The organism is Neptuniibacter sp. QD57_21 (genome assembly GCF_047778075.1).
In the GTDB taxonomy this organism is placed as follows: Bacteria; Pseudomonadota; Gammaproteobacteria; order Pseudomonadales; family Balneatricaceae; genus Neptuniibacter.
In genome coordinates, this window is the sequence record NZ_CP180549.1 from 740266 (window position 1) to 756356 (window position 16091).

14 protein-coding genes are annotated in these 16091 nt (G+C 44.7%); 8 read left to right on the forward strand and 6 right to left on the reverse strand.

The genetic code is table 11. The annotated features are described in order from the left end of the window. Positions 1-45: 45 nt before the first annotated feature. Positions 46-3948: a phosphoribosylformylglycinamidine synthase gene (gene purL / locus ACMXYS_RS03180; RefSeq protein WP_415897552.1), complete on the forward strand. Its 3903-nt coding sequence runs from the start codon at positions 46-48 to the stop codon at positions 3946-3948. A 122-nt stretch (positions 3949-4070) separates the two neighbouring features. Here the strand turns inward: purL and ACMXYS_RS03185 are convergent, their stop codons facing one another. The 3 genes from ACMXYS_RS03185 to ACMXYS_RS03195 form a co-directional block, all read right to left on the reverse strand. Next, entirely contained in the window at positions 4071-4661 is a 591-nt protein-coding gene (locus ACMXYS_RS03185; protein WP_415883556.1) for an OmpA family protein, read from the reverse strand. A gap of 228 nt (positions 4662-4889) precedes the next feature. After that, positions 4890-5189, reverse strand: a complete 300-nt coding sequence (locus tag ACMXYS_RS03190; RefSeq protein WP_415897553.1) for a YciI family protein — start codon at positions 5187-5189, stop codon at positions 4890-4892. 11 nt (positions 5190-5200) lie between these two features. Then, positions 5201-5749: a septation protein A gene (locus ACMXYS_RS03195; protein WP_415883558.1), complete on the reverse strand. Its 549-nt coding sequence runs from the start codon at positions 5747-5749 to the stop codon at positions 5201-5203. A gap of 72 nt (positions 5750-5821) precedes the next feature. Between ACMXYS_RS03195 and ACMXYS_RS03200 the strand changes: the two genes are divergently transcribed. The 4 genes from ACMXYS_RS03200 (at position 5822) to rluB (ending at position 8787) form a co-directional block, all read left to right on the forward strand. After that, the gene (locus ACMXYS_RS03200) at positions 5822-6658 is read left to right on the forward strand and encodes a PHP domain-containing protein (protein ID WP_415897554.1); all 837 of its coding nucleotides are present in this window, start codon (positions 5822-5824) and stop codon (positions 6656-6658) included. Between the two features lie 71 nt (positions 6659-6729). Next, positions 6730-7350 carry an L-threonylcarbamoyladenylate synthase gene (locus ACMXYS_RS03205; RefSeq protein ID WP_415883560.1) on the forward strand — a complete coding sequence of 207 codons (621 nt, stop codon included), beginning with the start codon at positions 6730-6732 and terminating at the stop codon, positions 7348-7350. 95 nt (positions 7351-7445) lie between these two features. Then, positions 7446-7841, forward strand: a complete 396-nt coding sequence (locus ACMXYS_RS03210) for an H-NS family nucleoid-associated regulatory protein (RefSeq protein WP_415883561.1) — start codon at positions 7446-7448, stop codon at positions 7839-7841. 115 nt (positions 7842-7956) lie between these two features. Further along, positions 7957-8787: a 23S rRNA pseudouridine(2605) synthase RluB gene (gene rluB / locus ACMXYS_RS03215; RefSeq protein ID WP_415897555.1), complete on the forward strand. Its 831-nt coding sequence runs from the start codon at positions 7957-7959 to the stop codon at positions 8785-8787. Positions 8788-8856: 69 nt separating this feature from the next. On the opposite strand, the gene ACMXYS_RS03220 is transcribed toward rluB, so the two are convergent. From ACMXYS_RS03220 to ubiG, 3 genes are read right to left on the reverse strand one after another with little or no spacing between them, the layout of a single operon-like run. After that, positions 8857-9597 carry a YciK family oxidoreductase gene (locus tag ACMXYS_RS03220; RefSeq protein WP_415883563.1) on the reverse strand — a complete coding sequence of 247 codons (741 nt, stop codon included), beginning with the start codon at positions 9595-9597 and terminating at the stop codon, positions 8857-8859. A 19-nt stretch (positions 9598-9616) separates the two neighbouring features. Continuing rightward, positions 9617-10297 carry an HAD family hydrolase gene (locus ACMXYS_RS03225; protein ID WP_415883564.1) on the reverse strand — a complete coding sequence of 227 codons (681 nt, stop codon included), beginning with the start codon at positions 10295-10297 and terminating at the stop codon, positions 9617-9619. Between the two features lie 2 nt (positions 10298-10299). Further along, a complete protein-coding gene (ubiG, locus tag ACMXYS_RS03230) occupies positions 10300-11025 on the reverse strand; it encodes a bifunctional 2-polyprenyl-6-hydroxyphenol methylase/3-demethylubiquinol 3-O-methyltransferase UbiG (protein ID WP_415897556.1) in 726 nt (241 codons plus the stop codon). A 195-nt stretch (positions 11026-11220) separates the two neighbouring features. Between ubiG and gyrA the strand changes: the two genes are divergently transcribed. The 3 genes from gyrA (at position 11221) to pheA (ending at position 16082) form a co-directional block, all read left to right on the forward strand. Then, complete coding sequence (gyrA, locus tag ACMXYS_RS03235) at positions 11221-13809, forward strand: DNA gyrase subunit A (RefSeq protein ID WP_415883566.1); 2589 nt, start codon at positions 11221-11223, stop codon at positions 13807-13809. A 72-nt stretch (positions 13810-13881) separates the two neighbouring features. Continuing rightward, entirely contained in the window at positions 13882-14964 is a 1083-nt protein-coding gene (serC, locus tag ACMXYS_RS03240; protein ID WP_415883567.1) for a 3-phosphoserine/phosphohydroxythreonine transaminase, read from the forward strand. A gap of 26 nt (positions 14965-14990) precedes the next feature. Then, positions 14991-16082, forward strand: coding sequence for a prephenate dehydratase (gene pheA / locus ACMXYS_RS03245; RefSeq protein ID WP_415897557.1), 1092 nt, complete (start codon positions 14991-14993; stop codon positions 16080-16082). Positions 16083-16091: the final 9 nt, after the last annotated feature.

Consider the following 16091-nt stretch of genomic DNA (forward strand, 5'->3'; position numbering starts at 1 on the left):
TAACTACTGCTTTATATTGGCAGCTATCAAGAGGCTCTATTAGAGATGCTGGCACTGCGCGGAGCACCTGCTCTTTCTGCTTTTCGTCATGAAAAGTTACTTACCGTTATTCAGTCTTCAGTTCCTGCTGTAACAGGTCTATATGCTGAATTTATGCATTTTTCCGATTTGTCACAAGCTTTATCGGACGATGAGCAAAAAGTATTGGAACGTATTTTACGTTACGGACCTAAAGCTGAAGCTCAGGAGCCAGCGGGTCAGCTGTTCTTAGTTGTTCCTCGTCCAGGCACTATATCGCCTTGGTCATCGAAGGCAACTGATATCGCTCACAACTGTGGTTTGTCAGCGATCAAACGCCTAGAGCGTGGTATTGCATATTACGTTCAAGCATCTAAGGATCTGACTGATGCTGAAGTAGAAGCTGTTCAGGCCGCATTGTTCGATCGTATGGTTGAAGCTGTATTGCCAAGTATAGATGACGCGTCTTCGCTTTTCTTAGAAGAAGAGCCGAAGCCTCTGACGACTGTAGATATTTTGGGTGGTGGTCGTGAAGCGTTGGTTGCAGCGAATACGGATCTTGGTCTAGCGTTGGCTGAAGATGAGATAGATTACCTAGTTGAAAGCTTTATCGAGCTAGATCGTAACCCGACAGATGTTGAATTGATGATGTTTGCTCAGGCGAACTCTGAACACTGTCGTCACAAGATCTTTAACGCTTCATGGGATATCGATGGCGAAGCGCAGGAGAAATCGCTGTTTGCCATGATTCGTAACACCAATGAAATGGGTGGCGAGAACGTACTGTCGGCGTATAAAGATAACGCTGCGGTAATGGTTGGTTCTAAAGCGGGTCGATTCTTCCCGAAACCGGATAGCAAAGAGTACAGCTACAATCAGGAAGATATTCAGATTCTGATGAAAGTTGAAACTCATAACCACCCAACTGCAATTGCACCACACTCGGGTGCAGCGACGGGTTCAGGTGGTGAAATTCGTGATGAAGGTGCGACTGGTAAAGGTTCTAAGCCGAAAGCTGGTCTTACTGGTTTCACAGTGTCTGATCTAAATATTCCTGGCTTCGAACAGCCATGGGAATCTAAATACGGTAAGCCAGAGCGTATTGTCACGCCTCTGGATATCATGATCGAAGGCCCAATTGGCGGTGCTGCATTTAACAACGAATTTGGTCGCCCTGCGCTAACAGGTTACTTCCGTACTTTCGAACAGAAAGTAAACGGTGCTGCGGGTGAAGAGGTTCGTGGTTACCACAAACCAATCATGATTGCGGGTGGTTTAGGTAACATTCGTGATGAGCACGTTGAAAAGGGTGAAATCCCTGTAGGTGCTAAGCTAATCTGTCTTGGTGGCCCTGCAATGCAGATTGGTCTAGGTGGTGGTGCTGCATCTTCTATGACATCGGGTTCTTCCACTGCTGATCTTGATTTCGCCTCTGTACAGCGTGATAACCCTGAGCTAGAGCGTCGTTGCCAAGAAGTTATCGACCAGTGCTGGCAGTTGGGTGATGAAAACCCGATCGCATTTATTCATGACGTTGGTGCAGGTGGTCTTTCCAATGCTTTCCCTGAGTTGGTAGGCGATGGTAATCGTGGTGCTAATTTTGAGCTACGTAATGTAAATAACGATGAACCAGGTATGTCGCCGTTGGCTATCTGGTGTAACGAAGCACAAGAGCGTTATGTTATGGCGGTGGCTCCAGCGGATATGGCTCGCTTCGAAGCGATCTGTGAACGTGAGCGTTGCCCATACGCTGTTGTAGGTGAGGCGATTGAAGAGATGCACCTAACGCTAGGTGATACTCACTTCGAGAATAAGCCAGTTGATCTACCAATGAGCGTGTTGTTTGGTAAGCCGCCAAAAATGCACCGTTCTGTAGAGCGTAAAGCATACGAAGTACCGTCTTTCGATACGAGCTCTATCGATCTTAAAGATGCGGCTGAGCGTGTAATGAAGCTGCCTGCGGTAGCTTCTAAGTCTTTCTTGATCACTATCGGTGACCGTTCGATTACTGGTCAAGTAGCGCGTGATCAAATGGTTGGTCCATGGCAGGTTCCTGTGGCTAACTGTGCGGTAACGACTGCTGCTTACGATACATATACTGGTGAAGCAATGGCCATGGGTGAGCGCACACCGCTTGCTTTGGTTGACTCTCCTGCGTCTGGTCGTATGGCGATTGGTGAGACTGTTACTAATATCGCGTCTGCTCGTATCGGCGACATTAAAGATATCAAGCTGTCTGCAAACTGGATGTGTGCTGCTGGCCACCCAGGTGAAGATGAAAAATTATATGACACTGTAAAAGCTGTAGGTATGGAGTTGTGTCCGCAGCTGGGTATCACTATCCCTGTAGGCAAAGACTCCATGTCTATGCGTACCGTGTGGGAAGATGAAGGCGAACAAAAATCTGTAACTGCGCCGATGTCTTTGATTATTACAGGCTTTGCCCCTGTAACAGATGCACGTAAAACATTGACGCCTCAGCTACGCACTGATCAAGGTGAGACTGACCTGATTCTTTTGGATCTAGGTAATGGTAAAAACCGTATTGGTCTTTCTGCATTAGCTCAGGTTTATAACGAAGTCGGTCAAGATGTTCCTGATGTTGATCAGCCAGAGCAACTTGTAGCGTTCTTTGCCGCGATTCAAGAGCTGAACGAGCAAGGTCAAATCCTTGCATACCATGACCGTGCTGATGGCGGTCTATTTGCGGCGATCGCTGAGATGGCCTTTGCTGGTAAAACCGGCGTAGATCTAAATCTAGATATGCTTGCTGGTGAAGAGAGTGAGTTGGCCGCAGCATTGTTTGCTGAAGAGCTAGGTGCTGTTATTCAGGTTAAGCGTGATAGCTTAGAAGCGGTTCTTACTGAGCTAAATGCCGCAGGTCTTGGAGATATTGCTCAGGTTCTAGGTTCTACTAACTTGGATGATGAGATTCGTTTCCACTTCGATGAGGAAGAGATCTATTCTGAGTCCCGTGTACAGCTACAACGCTGGTGGGCTGAGACTTCTTATCAGATTCAATCTCTGCGTGATAACTCTGAATGTGCACAGCAAGAGTTTGATCGTATTCTTGATAAACAAGATCCGGGTCTGAATACTGAGCTTACGTTTGATCAGAATGAAGATGTTGCTGCGCCATTTATTCAGACGGGTACACGTCCTCAGATGGCTATCGTTCGTGAGCAGGGTGTAAACGGTCAGATTGAAATGGGTGCGGCGTTTGACCGTGCTGGTTTTGCAGCTGTTGATGTCCATATGAGTGATATTCTTTATGGTCGCGTTGAGCTTGATCAGTTTAAAGGTCTGGTTGCTTGTGGTGGCTTCTCTTATGGTGATGTGTTGGGTGCAGGTGAAGGTTGGGCTAAATCGATCCTATTTAACGCGCGTGCACGTGATCAATTCCAGCAGTTCTTTAACCGCGAAGATACGTTTGCATTAGGTATCTGTAACGGTTGTCAGATGCTGTCTAACTTACATGAATTGATTCCTGGTTCTGACTTGTGGCCACACTTCGTACGTAACGTTTCAGAGCAGTTTGAAGCACGTGTTGCTATGGTAGAAGTTCAAGATTCTAAGTCTGTGTTCTTGCAGGGTATGGCGGGTTCTCGTATGCCAATCGCAGTAGCACACGGCGAAGGTCGTGCAGAATTCAAAGATGAAGCGCACCTAGCGGGACTTAAGTCATCTGATACAGTGGCTCTGCGTTATGTGGATAACTATGGTCAGCCTACAGAGATTTACCCTGCTAACCCGAATGGTTCACCAGAAGGCATTACAGGTGTTACAACTACTGACGGTCGTGTGACTATTATGATGCCGCACCCTGAGCGTGTTTTCCGTACAGTAACTAACAGTTGGGCGCCAGATGAATGGTCTGAGGATGGTGCGTGGATGCGCATGTTCCGCAACGCACGAGTTTGGGTAGGTTAAATTCCTACATTTGATAAAAAGGCAGCTACGGCTGCCTTTTTTGTTTTTGTTTTTCAGGAAAGCTGCAAAGCTTGCGAAAAAAAAGGCGCTCAATGAGCGCCTTTTTATAAGGTAGTAAGAAATTACTTAGTACCAGAAATCTCAACTTCTACACGACGGTTTGCACGTAGGCAGTCGATTAGGTTCGCGCCGCGCTGGCCATCGCAAGATTTAGCAGGAGCGTTTTCACCCATGTAACCAGTGCTGATTACAGAGCCGTTTACGCCGCCAGCTTGTAGAGCTTCAGAAACTGCGTTTACACGCTTCATAGATAGAGCGTCGTTGTATGCGCTCGCACCGATGCGGTCAGCGTGACCAACTAGGTTTACGCTAGTTACAGTCTTAAGGGAGTTGATGTAGCTAGAAATATCGCTTACATCGCCAGCGTTAGAGCTGTCGAAGTCGAAGTATACGATGTGCTTTTCAACAGTAGCCATTGGTTCTGGTGCTGCAGCTGGAGCTGGAGCTGGAGCAGCAGGTGCTTTGTAGCCTTCACAACCTTCAATAGCATTGCCTTCTTCCCAGAAGCCATGACGCCAGCATCCGCCAGTACCAGTTTTCCAGACTGTGCTAGTAGTTTCGTCCCAGTAGCCAGAGTTTTCTGGGTGTGCTTGTGCGCCAGTAGCTAGGCCCATAGCCATAACTAGGCCTGAAGCGATTGCGAATTTTTTCATTTTGCTGTCCTTAAATACGATTGGGGTTCTGTATCTTAGAATTGTAAGAAATAATCTGCTTATTACAACTCTTCTAAGCTGAACATAGTATAAACATTCCAATATTTTGTACTATCTTTTGACTATTGTCGGATAAAAGCCGTTATTTTGACTGGCTGATATGGATAGTTATCTATTTTTGAATGCAAACTGTGCACTTTAGTTGCAGATTTTCTCTATATTCTGTTGTTATGGTAATACTTTTTTATAGGGTTTTACTACCACTTTGGCATATACGCCTGCTTCTATATAAGGGTCTTTGTCTGCCCAAGCTTGCGCTTCTTCCAGTGAATTGAACTCTGCAACAACTAAACTGCCACTAAAGCCGGCTTCGCCTGGGTTTTCACTATCAATGGCAGGATGAGGACCTGCTATAAGTAAGCGGCCTTCTTCGTTAAGTTGAGTTAGTCTCGCTAGATGGTCTGGGCGGGCTGCCAGTCTTTTTTCTAGGCTGTTCTCAACATCTTCGGAAATAATAGCGTAAAACATAAGGTCTCCTGCTACTGGTCGTTGTTTTCGGTATTTTCAATATGGCGTGATAGGTAGAAGCCTTGAGCAATAATAAAGACAAGGGTGAGACCAAGCATGCCGAATAATTTAAAGTTAACCCAGATCTCTTCGCTAAAACTGTAGGCGACAAATAGATTAATGATGCCCATCAGCACGAAAAATATAACCCAGGCAATATTAAGGTTTTTCCACGCGAATGCTGGGAGGGATATGTTACTCCCCATAAGGCGTTCAACAATCGTTTTTTGACCGATAAATTGGCTGCCTAAAAAGGCTAAGCCAAATAACCAGTTAACAACAGTGGGTTTCCACTGGATAAAGGTTTTATCTTGGAAGGCAACCGTTGCTCCACCTAAAAGAACAACTAAAACTAGTGTGACTAGCTGCATCTTTTCAATTGTGTGCGTTTTGATCCATGTGTACAGCATTTGTAGCAGCGTGGCTGGTATAAGGATTGCGGTGGCTAAAATGATGTCGTTTGTTGCCTTATAGACGATGAAAAAGATAATAATGGGTAAAAAATCGAGTAACAGCTTCATAGTCGTTGAAATTAGTCCGTTTAAGGTAAAATACAAAGAACGTTATAGCTCTTTATAGATAGAGTGAGAAATATGGGATTACCACACTACGATTTACATTGCCATTCTACTGCGTCAGACGGTGCCTTGTCCCCTATAGAATTACTAGAGTTGGCAAAAAACAATAATATTGAGGTGCTGGCTTTAACGGACCATGACACGGTGGCTGGAGTTAAAGTTTTACAGGCTGAAAACCCTGCAGAAATTAAGATTATTACAGGTGCTGAATTAACCTGCCTTTGGAATGGTAGGGTGATTCATATTGTAGGGTTGGGGGTTAATTTAGAATCTGATGATTTAAAATCGTATCTTGCTAATTTGTCTGATCTTCGAATAGAACGGTCAAAAAAAATAGCTCAGCAATTAATTTCCATGGGCTTGCCTGATGTATTTGAGCAAGCAAAACAATTTGCAGGGCAGGGAAGTATTGGTCGCCCCCATTTTGCGCGAGCTTTACGGGAACAAGGTGCGGTTGCAAATGAGCAGCAGGCTTTCAAAAAATATTTAGGCATTGGCAAAAAAGGTGATGTCAAAATGGCATGGCCAGAGCTTTCTGAAACGGTGGGTGTGATCAAAGCTGCTGGAGGTATTGCAGTTTTGGCGCATCCAACAAAGTATAAGATGACTTTTACTAAACTGCGTTTAGTTATTGCTGACTTTGTTGGTTGTGGTGGCGAAGCAATAGAGGTTTCTTACCCTGGGGTTACACCAGATCATCATTATCATCTGCTCAGAATTGCAAAGGAAAATAATTTATTGCTCTCTGCAGGTAGTGATTTTCATGCGCCTTCTCAAGGGTGGACTGATTTAGGTAAATACCCTCCGATAAAATTTGAGGGACAGCATGTTCTTGAGCGATTATTGAATTAAATGTTTGTTGCTTTTGCTTATTTAATAAATAATAGATTGTATAAGAATAATTTTATGTAAGGCGTGTGATAGTGAGTCAGTTTTTTCAGATACACCCAGATAATCCGCAGGCGCGATTGATATCTCAGGCGGTCGAAATCATTAATAAAGGTGGCGTGGTTATCTATCCTACTGATTGCGCCTATGCATTAGGCTGTCATCTTGGTGATAAGACAGCTTTAGAGCGTATTAAGCGAATTCGACAATTAAGTGATAAGCATAATTTTACTTTGGTGTGTCGAGATTTAAGTGAAATTAGTACCTATGCTAAAGTGGATAATACCTGTTATCGATTATTAAAATCTCACACCCCAGGTGCTTTTACCTTTATTTTAAAGGCGACTTCGGAAGTGCCTAGGCGTTTATTGCATCCAAAAAGAAGAACGATAGGGATTAGAATTCCAGATAATGCAATTGCTTTAGCGTTAACGGAAGCGCTGGGTGAGCCTATAATGAGTACTTCATTAATTATGCCTGGAGAAGATATGCCACTGATGGATCCCTATGAAATGCGTGAGTTATTACAGCATCAGGTGGATCTTGTAATTGATGGCGGCTACTGTGGCATGGAGGCGACCAGCGTAATTAACTTAGTTGAAGATGCACCCGAAATAATTAGGCAAGGTGCGGGAGATATAAGTGATTTTAGTTAATTTATTTTTTAATTGATTTTAAAAAATATTTTTCCTTGATTATTTATCGACTATAAAGATAATTGCTTACTTACTTTTATTTTGGTGGTTTTGAAATGTCTGATTTTCTTAAAGTTCTACTGCGTAAAAATTCATTGCGCAAACAATGCCAGGAATTATCTGTTTCTGAACTAGAAAAAGTGATTTCTGATTTAACTGTGATTGCTGAAGATAGGCGTGCTGAAGAAGAAGCGTTAGAGGCAGCAGAGCAGGAAAAAGCAGCAAAAATTGAAGCTATTCGCCAAAGTATGCAGGACGCAGGTGTAGATCTAAATGATCTAATGGGATTGATTGGCGAAGCCGCAAGCACACCTAAGAAAAAGGTGCAGCCTAAATACCGTATTGAAGATGATAACGGTGAAGTTCACGAGTGGTCTGGTCGTGGCCGTACCCCGTTGGCTTTTCAGGCTTATTTCGATAAAGGATTTACTAAAGAAGACTGTCTCATTTAAAATAAGAGTACGGTTTTATAGAAGCCCTTTCTTTTATGAAAGGGCTTTTTTGTTTAAAGGTATCAAGTTTGATTAATGCCTTTTGTCTTAATTAGCATATTTGTAGGTGCGTCGTATGACTGACGAAAAGTTACATAAAGTATTGGCGCGCTCCGGAATAGGCTCACGTCGTGAGATGGAGCGTTGGATTAAAGAAGGTCGAGTATCAGTAAATGGCTCAATTGCTACCTTAGGAGATCGAATCTCTGAAGGTGATACGGCTGAAGTTGATGGCCAGCCCGTGCAGTTGATATTTGATAAACAGGCTGAGCGTAGAGTGCTTATTTATAATAAGCCAGTGGGTGAAATCTGTACGCGTCATGACCCAGAAGGTAGGCCTACAGTGTTTAGGCATTTGCCGCCTTTAAAAGAGGGGCGTTGGATTGCTATAGGTCGACTCGATATTAATACATCCGGTTTGTTGCTGTTCACTACTGATGGTGAGCTAGCAAATGCATTGATGCATCCGTCTGCTCAAATTGATCGTGAATATGCAGTTCGTGTCTTGGGTAACGTTGATGACGGCATTTTGTCCCGCCTAAAAGAAGGTGTTCTGTTAGAAGATGGCATGGCCCGTTTTACCGATGTTCAGTTCTTTGATGGTGAAGGTGCCAATAAGTGGTTCCACTGTGTAGTGATGGAAGGGCGTAATCGAGAGGTTCGTCGTTTGTGGGAATCGCAAGAGATTCAAGTTAACCGTCTAAAACGTGTTCGCTTTGGGCCTATTTTCTTGCCAAGTGATGTTAAGTCGGGCACATGGAAAGAGATGACCGGTAAAGAAGTTAATTCTCTGTCTAAAATGCTTGAGCTTAAGCCGAAGCGTGGCGCAAGAATGACGGCTGATGAAAAGCAGAAGTACGAGCGTCGTTACAAGAAGCAGAGGGCGCGTCGTCAAGAAGGTAGTTAGTTACTTCGTAAATTTTGACAATAAAAAAGCAGCTTAGAGCTGCTTTTTTTGTCTTTCATTTCTACTCAATCATTGAGCGTTTAGCGATTGACCGTTTACGTTAACGCTATCTTTACCCATTAGATACAGATAAACCGGCATAATGTCTTCTGGTGCAGTCACTGATTGCGGGTTCTCAGCTGGGTAAGCATCGGAGCGCATTTGTGTTCTAGTTGCACCTGGGTTGATGCAGTTAGCGCGAATATTGCAAATGCCGCTGGTCTCATCTGCTAGTGTCTGCATCAGGCCTTCAGTCGCAAATTTAGATGCAGCATAAGCACCCCAGTATGCTTTGCTTTGACGTCCTACGCTTGATGATGTGAAAACAACCGATGCATCATTTGACTGTTGTAAAAGTGGCATGAGGGTTTGGGTTAGCATGAATGGTGCATTTAAATTTACTTGCATCACTTGCTGCCAAATTACAGGATCGTAGCTTTCAATCGGTGTTCGCACGCCTAAGATGCTGGCATTGTGAAGAATGCCATCGATTCGGCCAAATTCTTGATCGAGTGTGTTGGTTAGCTCAATGTAATCATGTTCTTGTGCGCTTTCTAGATTGAGTGGAACAAGCGCGGGTTGTGGATAACCTGCGGCTTCAATCTCGTCATAAACGTTTTCAAGTTTTTCTAGTGTTCGGCCAAGAAGAATGACGGTTGCGCCGTGAGCGGCAAAGGTCATTGCAGCGGTACGGCCTATGCCTGAGCCAGCGCCAGTCACCAGAATAACTCTATCCTTTAATAAGTCTGCAGGGGCTTGGTATTCAAACATAGTGATCTGTTCCTAATCATTAACGTAAAGCGGTGTATAGAGATTGTAGCAGTGGCTTGAGCTCAGTTGCACTGGATATCTGGTGATCGGCTTGCCAATTTTTAGGGTCGTCGCCTTCATCGATGTAACCGTACTCGGCTGCGATGGTTAGCATACCGGCGCGATTGCCTGCTTCGATATCCCTAATATGATCGCCAATGTAGATGCTGCTTTCAGGGGAGCAATCGATCTCTTTGCAGGCTAAGAAAAGTGCTTCTGGGTTTGGTTTCTTCTCTTTAACGTGGTCTGGGCAAATGACGCTTTTTGCTGAATCGCTCAGTTGTAACCCTTGCATTACTGGTGTGGTGTAGAGCTCTGGTTTGTTGGTGACAACACCCCAAGGTATGTCGTGCTCTTCAAGCCAATTCAGAAATTCGGCCATACCAAAAAAGAGTTGGCTATCTACATCAAGATGTTCAAGATAAATGCTAAGCATTCGCTGGTGTAGTCGGTCAAAGTCGGCTTCACCTTCTTTTAGATTAAAAGCAGCCCCAACCATAGCTCTGGCCCCATGAGAGACGTAACCGCGAAGATATTCGTAGCTTATTTCATCACGACCTTCTTCTTTTAAAAGGGTGTTAACAACCCAGTGAAAGTCCGGTGCGGTGTCTATTAGCGTGCCATCTAAATCGAATAAAACTGAAGCTGGTTTATCGGACATGATTACTCTGGTTTAGTCGTAGCAATAATGTAATTCACATCGACATCTGATGGGTGAAGGCTGTATGTTTTCGTCAGTGGGTTATAAGTCATACCGCACATGTCGATATTCTTTAGGCCGCTTTGACGGATCCAGTTGCCAAGTTCAGAAGGGCGAATAAACTTTTTGAAATCATGAGTGCCTTCAGGAACTAGTTTCAGTACTTTCTCAGCGCCAAGGATCGCGAAAAGGTAGCTCTTTGGATTGCGATTGAGTGTCGAGAAAAAGACCTTGCCGCCCGGTTTGCAAAGTTTGGCACAGGCTTGAACGATTGAAGATGGATCGGGAACATGTTCCAGCATCTCCATGCAGGTAACAACATCAAAGGATTCAGGTTGCTCGGCTGCTAGCTCTTCAACGGAGATCTGTTTGTAGCTGACATTAACGCCACTTTCTAGACCGTGTAGTTTTGCAACTTTTAGAGGAGCAGCGCCCATATCAATGCCTGTTACGGTTGCACCGCGTTGAGCCATGGATTCGGACAAAATTCCGCCACCACAGCCAACGTCTAATACTTTCTTTTCGGCCAGATGCGCAATGCGATCTATATAACCAACGCGTAACGGGTTGATGTCGTGGAGTGGTTTGAATTCGCTGTTTTTATCCCACCATTTGCTGGCAAGTTCTTCAAACTTTGCGATTTCTGCTGGATCAACGTTTGCTTGAGTGCTGTTTTCTGGCTGAGTCATGATGTTTTAGCTTTAAAGTATTTGTTGGCATTCTACCATTGCTAAGGCATTGAAAAACAGTTGATCGCGCATCTCCAACTTTAATTGTATAACCTCTTATTTTTTCAGGATTCCCTTGTAGGAAATGTGATATACTCCCGCGGTTAAAAATATCCGCGGAAACCTTCCGTTGTGAGAGTGATTCAAGGATAGGGAATGGGTGATTTAGCCAGAGAAATCCTGCCAGTTAACATCGAAGATGAACTGAAGCAGTCTTACCTTGATTACGCAATGAGCGTAATCGTCGGCCGTGCGTTGCCAGATGCGCGCGATGGCCTTAAACCAGTTCACCGTCGCGTGTTGTTTGCGATGAATGAATTGGGCAATGACTGGAACAAAGCATATAAAAAATCTGCCCGTGTGGTAGGTGACGTAATCGGTAAATACCACCCGCATGGTGATAGTGCGGTATACGACACGATTGTTCGAATGGCTCAGGATTTCTCCATGCGTTATACGCTGGTAGATGGCCAGGGTAACTTTGGTTCGATCGACGGTGACTCCGCCGCTGCGATGCGTTATACCGAAATCCGCATGGATAAGATCGCCCATGAGCTGTTGGCAGATCTTGAGAAAGAGACCGTCGATTTTGTTGATAACTATGACGGTACAGAAAAAATTCCAGCGGTTTTACCTAACCGTGTGCCAAACCTATTGGTAAATGGCTCTTCTGGTATTGCGGTTGGTATGGCGACGAATATTCCACCGCATAACCTGTCTGAGGTGGTTCGTGGTTGTATTGCGCTGATTGAAAATTCAGACCTGTCTGTTGATGACCTTATGGAGTTTATTCCAGGTCCTGATTTCCCAACAGGCGGTATTATTAACGGCCGTGCAGGAATCCTTCAGGCATACCGTACTGGTCGTGGTCGTATCTATGTGCGTGCTAAGCACCATGTAGAAGAAGATGCAAAGAGCGGCAAGCCTTCACTTATCATCACTGAGATCCCTTATCAGCTTAACAAAGCGCGCTTAATCGAAAAGATTGCTGAGCTTGTTAAAGATAAGAAGATTGAAGGCATTACCGAACTTCGTGATGAGTCTGACAAAGACGGCATGCGTATTGTTATTGAACTACGTCGTGGTGAAATGCCAGATGTGGTTATCAACAACCTGTTTGCTCAGACGCAGATGGAGTCAGTTTTTGGTATCAATATGGTCGCTTTGGTTGATGGTCAGCCAAAGATCCTTGATCTGAAAACAGCGCTTGAATGCTTTATACGTCATCGTCGCGAAGTCGTTACTCGTCGTACTGTTTATTTGCTTCGTAAGGCGCGTGAACGTGGTCATATTCTTGAAGGTCTAGCGATTGCTCTTGCAAACATAGATCCTGTTATTGAAATGATTAAAACTTCGCCAACCCCAGCTGAAGCGAAAGAACGTTTGATCGCAGAAGCGTGGGCGCCGGGTGATGTAATTCAGATGCTGGAGCGTGCTGGTGAAGATGCATGTCGCCCTGAAGATCTGGAAGAACAGTATGGCTTACGCGATGGTAAGTACAATCTTTCTCCAGTTCAGGCTCAAGCAATTCTAGAGTTACGTTTGCACCGTCTAACAGGTCTTGAGCATGAAAAACTGATTGCTGAATATAAAGAGCTGTTAGAACGTATTGCTGAACTTCTGAAAATTCTAGGTTCACACGAACGCTTAATGGAAGTGATTCGTGAAGAGCTTGAAGCGATTTTGGAAGAATATGGTGATGAGCGCCGTACTGAAATTACTGCTTCTCGTAAAGATCTGACAGTTGCAGATCTGATCACTGAAGAAGATATGGTGGTAACTATATCTCACGGTGGCTACGCGAAAACTCAGCCGTTGACCGATTACCAATCTCAGCGTCGAGGTGGTAAAGGTAAGTCAGCAGCAGCGATTAAAGATGAAGATTTCATCGAGCATCTACTGATTGCGAATACCCACGATACGATTCTATGCTTCACGGACCGCGGTAAAGTTTACTGGTTACGCGTATTTGAAATTCCAGTGGCGAGTCGCACAGCACGTGGTCGTCCGATTGTTAATATCTTGCCTTTGGATGAAGGCGAGCGCATCAGCACGATCTTGCCTGTAGGTAGCTACGAAGAAGATAAGTTTATCTTCATGGCGACAGCTTCCGGTACGGTTAAGAAGACCGCACTGACTAACTTCTCCCGTCCGCGTACTAGCGGTCTGATTGCTCTTGATTTGTTAGATGATGACCATCTAATCGGTGCTGCAATCACTAATGGTGAAGACGATGTCATGTTGATGACAAGTGCTGGTAAATCTATGCGCTTCCGTGAGGAAGATGTACGCCCAATGGGTCGTACAGCACGTGGTGTACGTGGCGTTAAGATGGATGACGGCGTTAAGGTTATCTCGTTAATCATTCCTCAAGAGGGCGGTAAGATTTTGACCGCTTCTGAAAATGGTTATGGTAAGAAAACCGCTGTTGATGATTTCCCTGTGAAAGGTCGTGGTGGTCAGGGTGTTATTGCTCAGCAATGCTCTGATCGAAATGGTGCCCTAGCGGGTGCTGTTCAAGTCTTCGATGGTGATGATGTCATGCTGATCAGTGATCAGGGTACCTTGGTGCGTACGCGCGGGGATGAGATCTCAGAACTTGGACGAAATACGCAAGGTGTAACTCTGATTCGCGTTAGCGATGAAGAACGCTTAGTCAGCGTTGCTCGTATCGAAGAACCAGACGAAGAAGAGCAGGTGGAGACTGATGCAGAGGCGGAAACCCCGACCACTGCAGAGGAATAATTTCTACCTCAAGTGCGGCGCGAATGTGCCGCATTTTTTATATATGACTTTAAGTAGAGTGAAGATAAGTCTATGACACGTAAGTACAATTTCAGTGCAGGCCCTGCTGGTTTACCTAGTGAAGTATTGCTGCAGGCTCAAGAGGAACTTCTAGACTGGCACGGTAAAGGCCTTTCCATTATGGAAATGAGTCACCGCAGTAAAGAGTTTGTCTCGGTTGCTGAAGCAGCAGAGCAGGATTTACGTGACCTGATGGGAATTGGTAGTGACTACAAGGTTCTATTCCTTCAAGGTGGGGCTACCTCGCAGTTTTCTATGATTCCAATGAACTTGCTGCGCGGTAAAACTACGGCTGACTATATTAATACCGGTATCTGGTCGAAAAAAGCGATCCAAGAAGCGTCTCGTTATTGTGATGTACGTATTGCTGCATCTAGCGAAGGTAACGGTTTTACTGCTGTTCCAAGCCAAAGCGAGTTGGAGCTAAATGCAGAGGCGGCTTATCTGCATTACACGCCAAATGAAACGATTGGTGGCTTGGAGTTTGATTATGTACCTCAGTCTGGAGATGTTCCTCTAGTTGCTGATCTATCCTCTACAATCCTGTCTCGCGAGATTGATGTAAACCAGTTTGGTTTGATCTATGCGGGCGCGCAAAAGAATATTGGCCCAGCAGGTTTGACGGTTGTGATTGTAAGAGAAGATTTGTTAGGTGATGTTGTTGCCGGCACACCAACAATGTTTGATTACAAAGTACATGCTGATGCTGAATCTATGTGTAATACACCGCCAACCTATGGTTGGTATCTAGCTGGTTTAGTCTTTAAATGGCTAAAAGCCCAAGGTGGTGTAGCTGCGATACAAGCGGCTAATCAGCGTAAACAAGAAAAACTGTATGCAGCGATTGATGCCAGTGACTTCTATGCTAACCCAATGGCGTCAGCTAACCGTTCTTGGATGAACGTGCCATTTACTTTGGCTGATGATGCTTTGGATAAACTGTTCTTAGAACAAGCAGAAGAAGCGGGTTTATTGAACCTTAAAGGTCATCGCTCTGTAGGTGGTATGCGAGCGAGTATCTACAATGCTGTCCCAGAGGAAGCAGTGGATGCGTTGATCGCATTTATGCAGCAGTTTGAAAAACAACACGCTTAAAATCATTTGCGGAAAATGAGAAGAGTATGAGTGAACAAGAAAAAGAGTTACGTGTTTTACGTGACCAGATCGATTCTATAGATGGTCAGCTTCATGAGCTTCTGAATCAGCGTGCTAAATGTGCTCAACGTGTAGCTGAAGTTAAGCAGAAACATCAAGGTGAAGCGGCGGCTGTATTTTATCGCCCTGAGCGTGAAGCTCAGGTATTGCGCGCTGTGATGGAGCGTAACGAAGGTCCATTGCCTGATAAAGAGGTTGCACGTCTTTTCCGTGAAGTAATGTCTGTTTGCTTGGCGTTAGAAGAGCCAATGCGAGTGGCTTTCCTAGGTCCAGAAGGTACATTTACCCAACAGGCTTCAATGAAGCATTTTGGTCACTCTGCTCATAATCTTCCGATGCAATCGTCTAAAGATGTCTTCCGCGAAGTGCAGTCCGGTGGTGCTCATTACGGTGTTGTCCCAATCGAGAACTCTTCGGAAGGTGTTGTTAGTAGCACGCTTGATCTGTTTAAACAGTTCGATCTTAAAATCTGTGGAGAAGTGGAAGTTCCAGTTCACCTTCATTTATTGGTCAACAAAGGTGATAGCTTGGATGAGATCTTCAAGATCTATTCCCACGAGCAGTCCCTAGCGCAAAGCCGTAGTTGGTTAGATGCGCGTTATCCACATATTGAGAAGGTTGCAGTCAGTTCTAACGCAGAAGCTGCTCGTTTAGCTAAGCAGGAAGGTCAAGGTTATGCCGCTATTGCAGGTGATATGGCTGCCGAACTTTATGAGCTAGAAGCTGCTGTTTGTAATATCGAAGATCAAGCGGATAACTCAACGCGTTTCTTGATCATCGGTGATCAGGATGTCGGCCCTAGCGGCGATGATAAAACATCCATTTTGGTTTCTGTGCCTAATGCTCCAGGTGCTTTGTATCAGTTGTTGGAACCTTTCCATCGTTCACAAATTAGTTTGACACGTGTAGAAACCAGATCATCTGCGAAACAATCTATGTTCTATATCGATTTCGAAGGACATAGTGAAGACAAGCTAGTTGCTAAAGCGCTGGCTGAATTAGCCAAAGAAAGTGTTGAGCTGAAAATCTTAGGTTCATACCCACGCGCGGTGCTTTAAGAGGCATAT

Bases quoted from the DNA above. Each gene is read 5' to 3' on its own strand.
- purL (WP_415897552.1), top strand. From the start codon at position 46: ATGCTGGCACTGCGCGGAGCACCTGCTCTTTCTGCTTTTCGTCATGAA.
- pheA (WP_415897557.1), top strand. From the start codon at position 14,991: ATGAGTGAACAAGAAAAAGAGTTACGTGTTTTACGTGACCAGATCGAT.
- ACMXYS_RS03190 (WP_415897553.1), bottom strand. From the start codon at position 5,189: ATGTTTTACGCTATTATTTCCGAAGATGTTGAGAACAGCCTAGAAAAA.
- ACMXYS_RS03210 (WP_415883561.1), top strand. From the start codon at position 7,446: ATGTCTGATTTTCTTAAAGTTCTACTGCGTAAAAATTCATTGCGCAAA.
- ACMXYS_RS03225 (WP_415883564.1), bottom strand. From the start codon at position 10,297: ATGTCCGATAAACCAGCTTCAGTTTTATTCGATTTAGATGGCACGCTA.
- ACMXYS_RS03220 (WP_415883563.1), bottom strand. From the start codon at position 9,597: ATGTTTGAATACCAAGCCCCTGCAGACTTATTAAAGGATAGAGTTATT.
- ACMXYS_RS03200 (WP_415897554.1), top strand. From the start codon at position 5,822: ATGGGATTACCACACTACGATTTACATTGCCATTCTACTGCGTCAGAC.
- rluB (WP_415897555.1), top strand. From the start codon at position 7,957: ATGACTGACGAAAAGTTACATAAAGTATTGGCGCGCTCCGGAATAGGC.
- gyrA (WP_415883566.1), top strand. From the start codon at position 11,221: ATGGGTGATTTAGCCAGAGAAATCCTGCCAGTTAACATCGAAGATGAA.
- ubiG (WP_415897556.1), bottom strand. From the start codon at position 11,025: ATGACTCAGCCAGAAAACAGCACTCAAGCAAACGTTGATCCAGCAGAA.
- ACMXYS_RS03185 (WP_415883556.1), bottom strand. From the start codon at position 4,661: ATGAAAAAATTCGCAATCGCTTCAGGCCTAGTTATGGCTATGGGCCTA.
- serC (WP_415883567.1), top strand. From the start codon at position 13,882: ATGACACGTAAGTACAATTTCAGTGCAGGCCCTGCTGGTTTACCTAGT.
- ACMXYS_RS03195 (WP_415883558.1), bottom strand. From the start codon at position 5,749: ATGAAGCTGTTACTCGATTTTTTACCCATTATTATCTTTTTCATCGTC.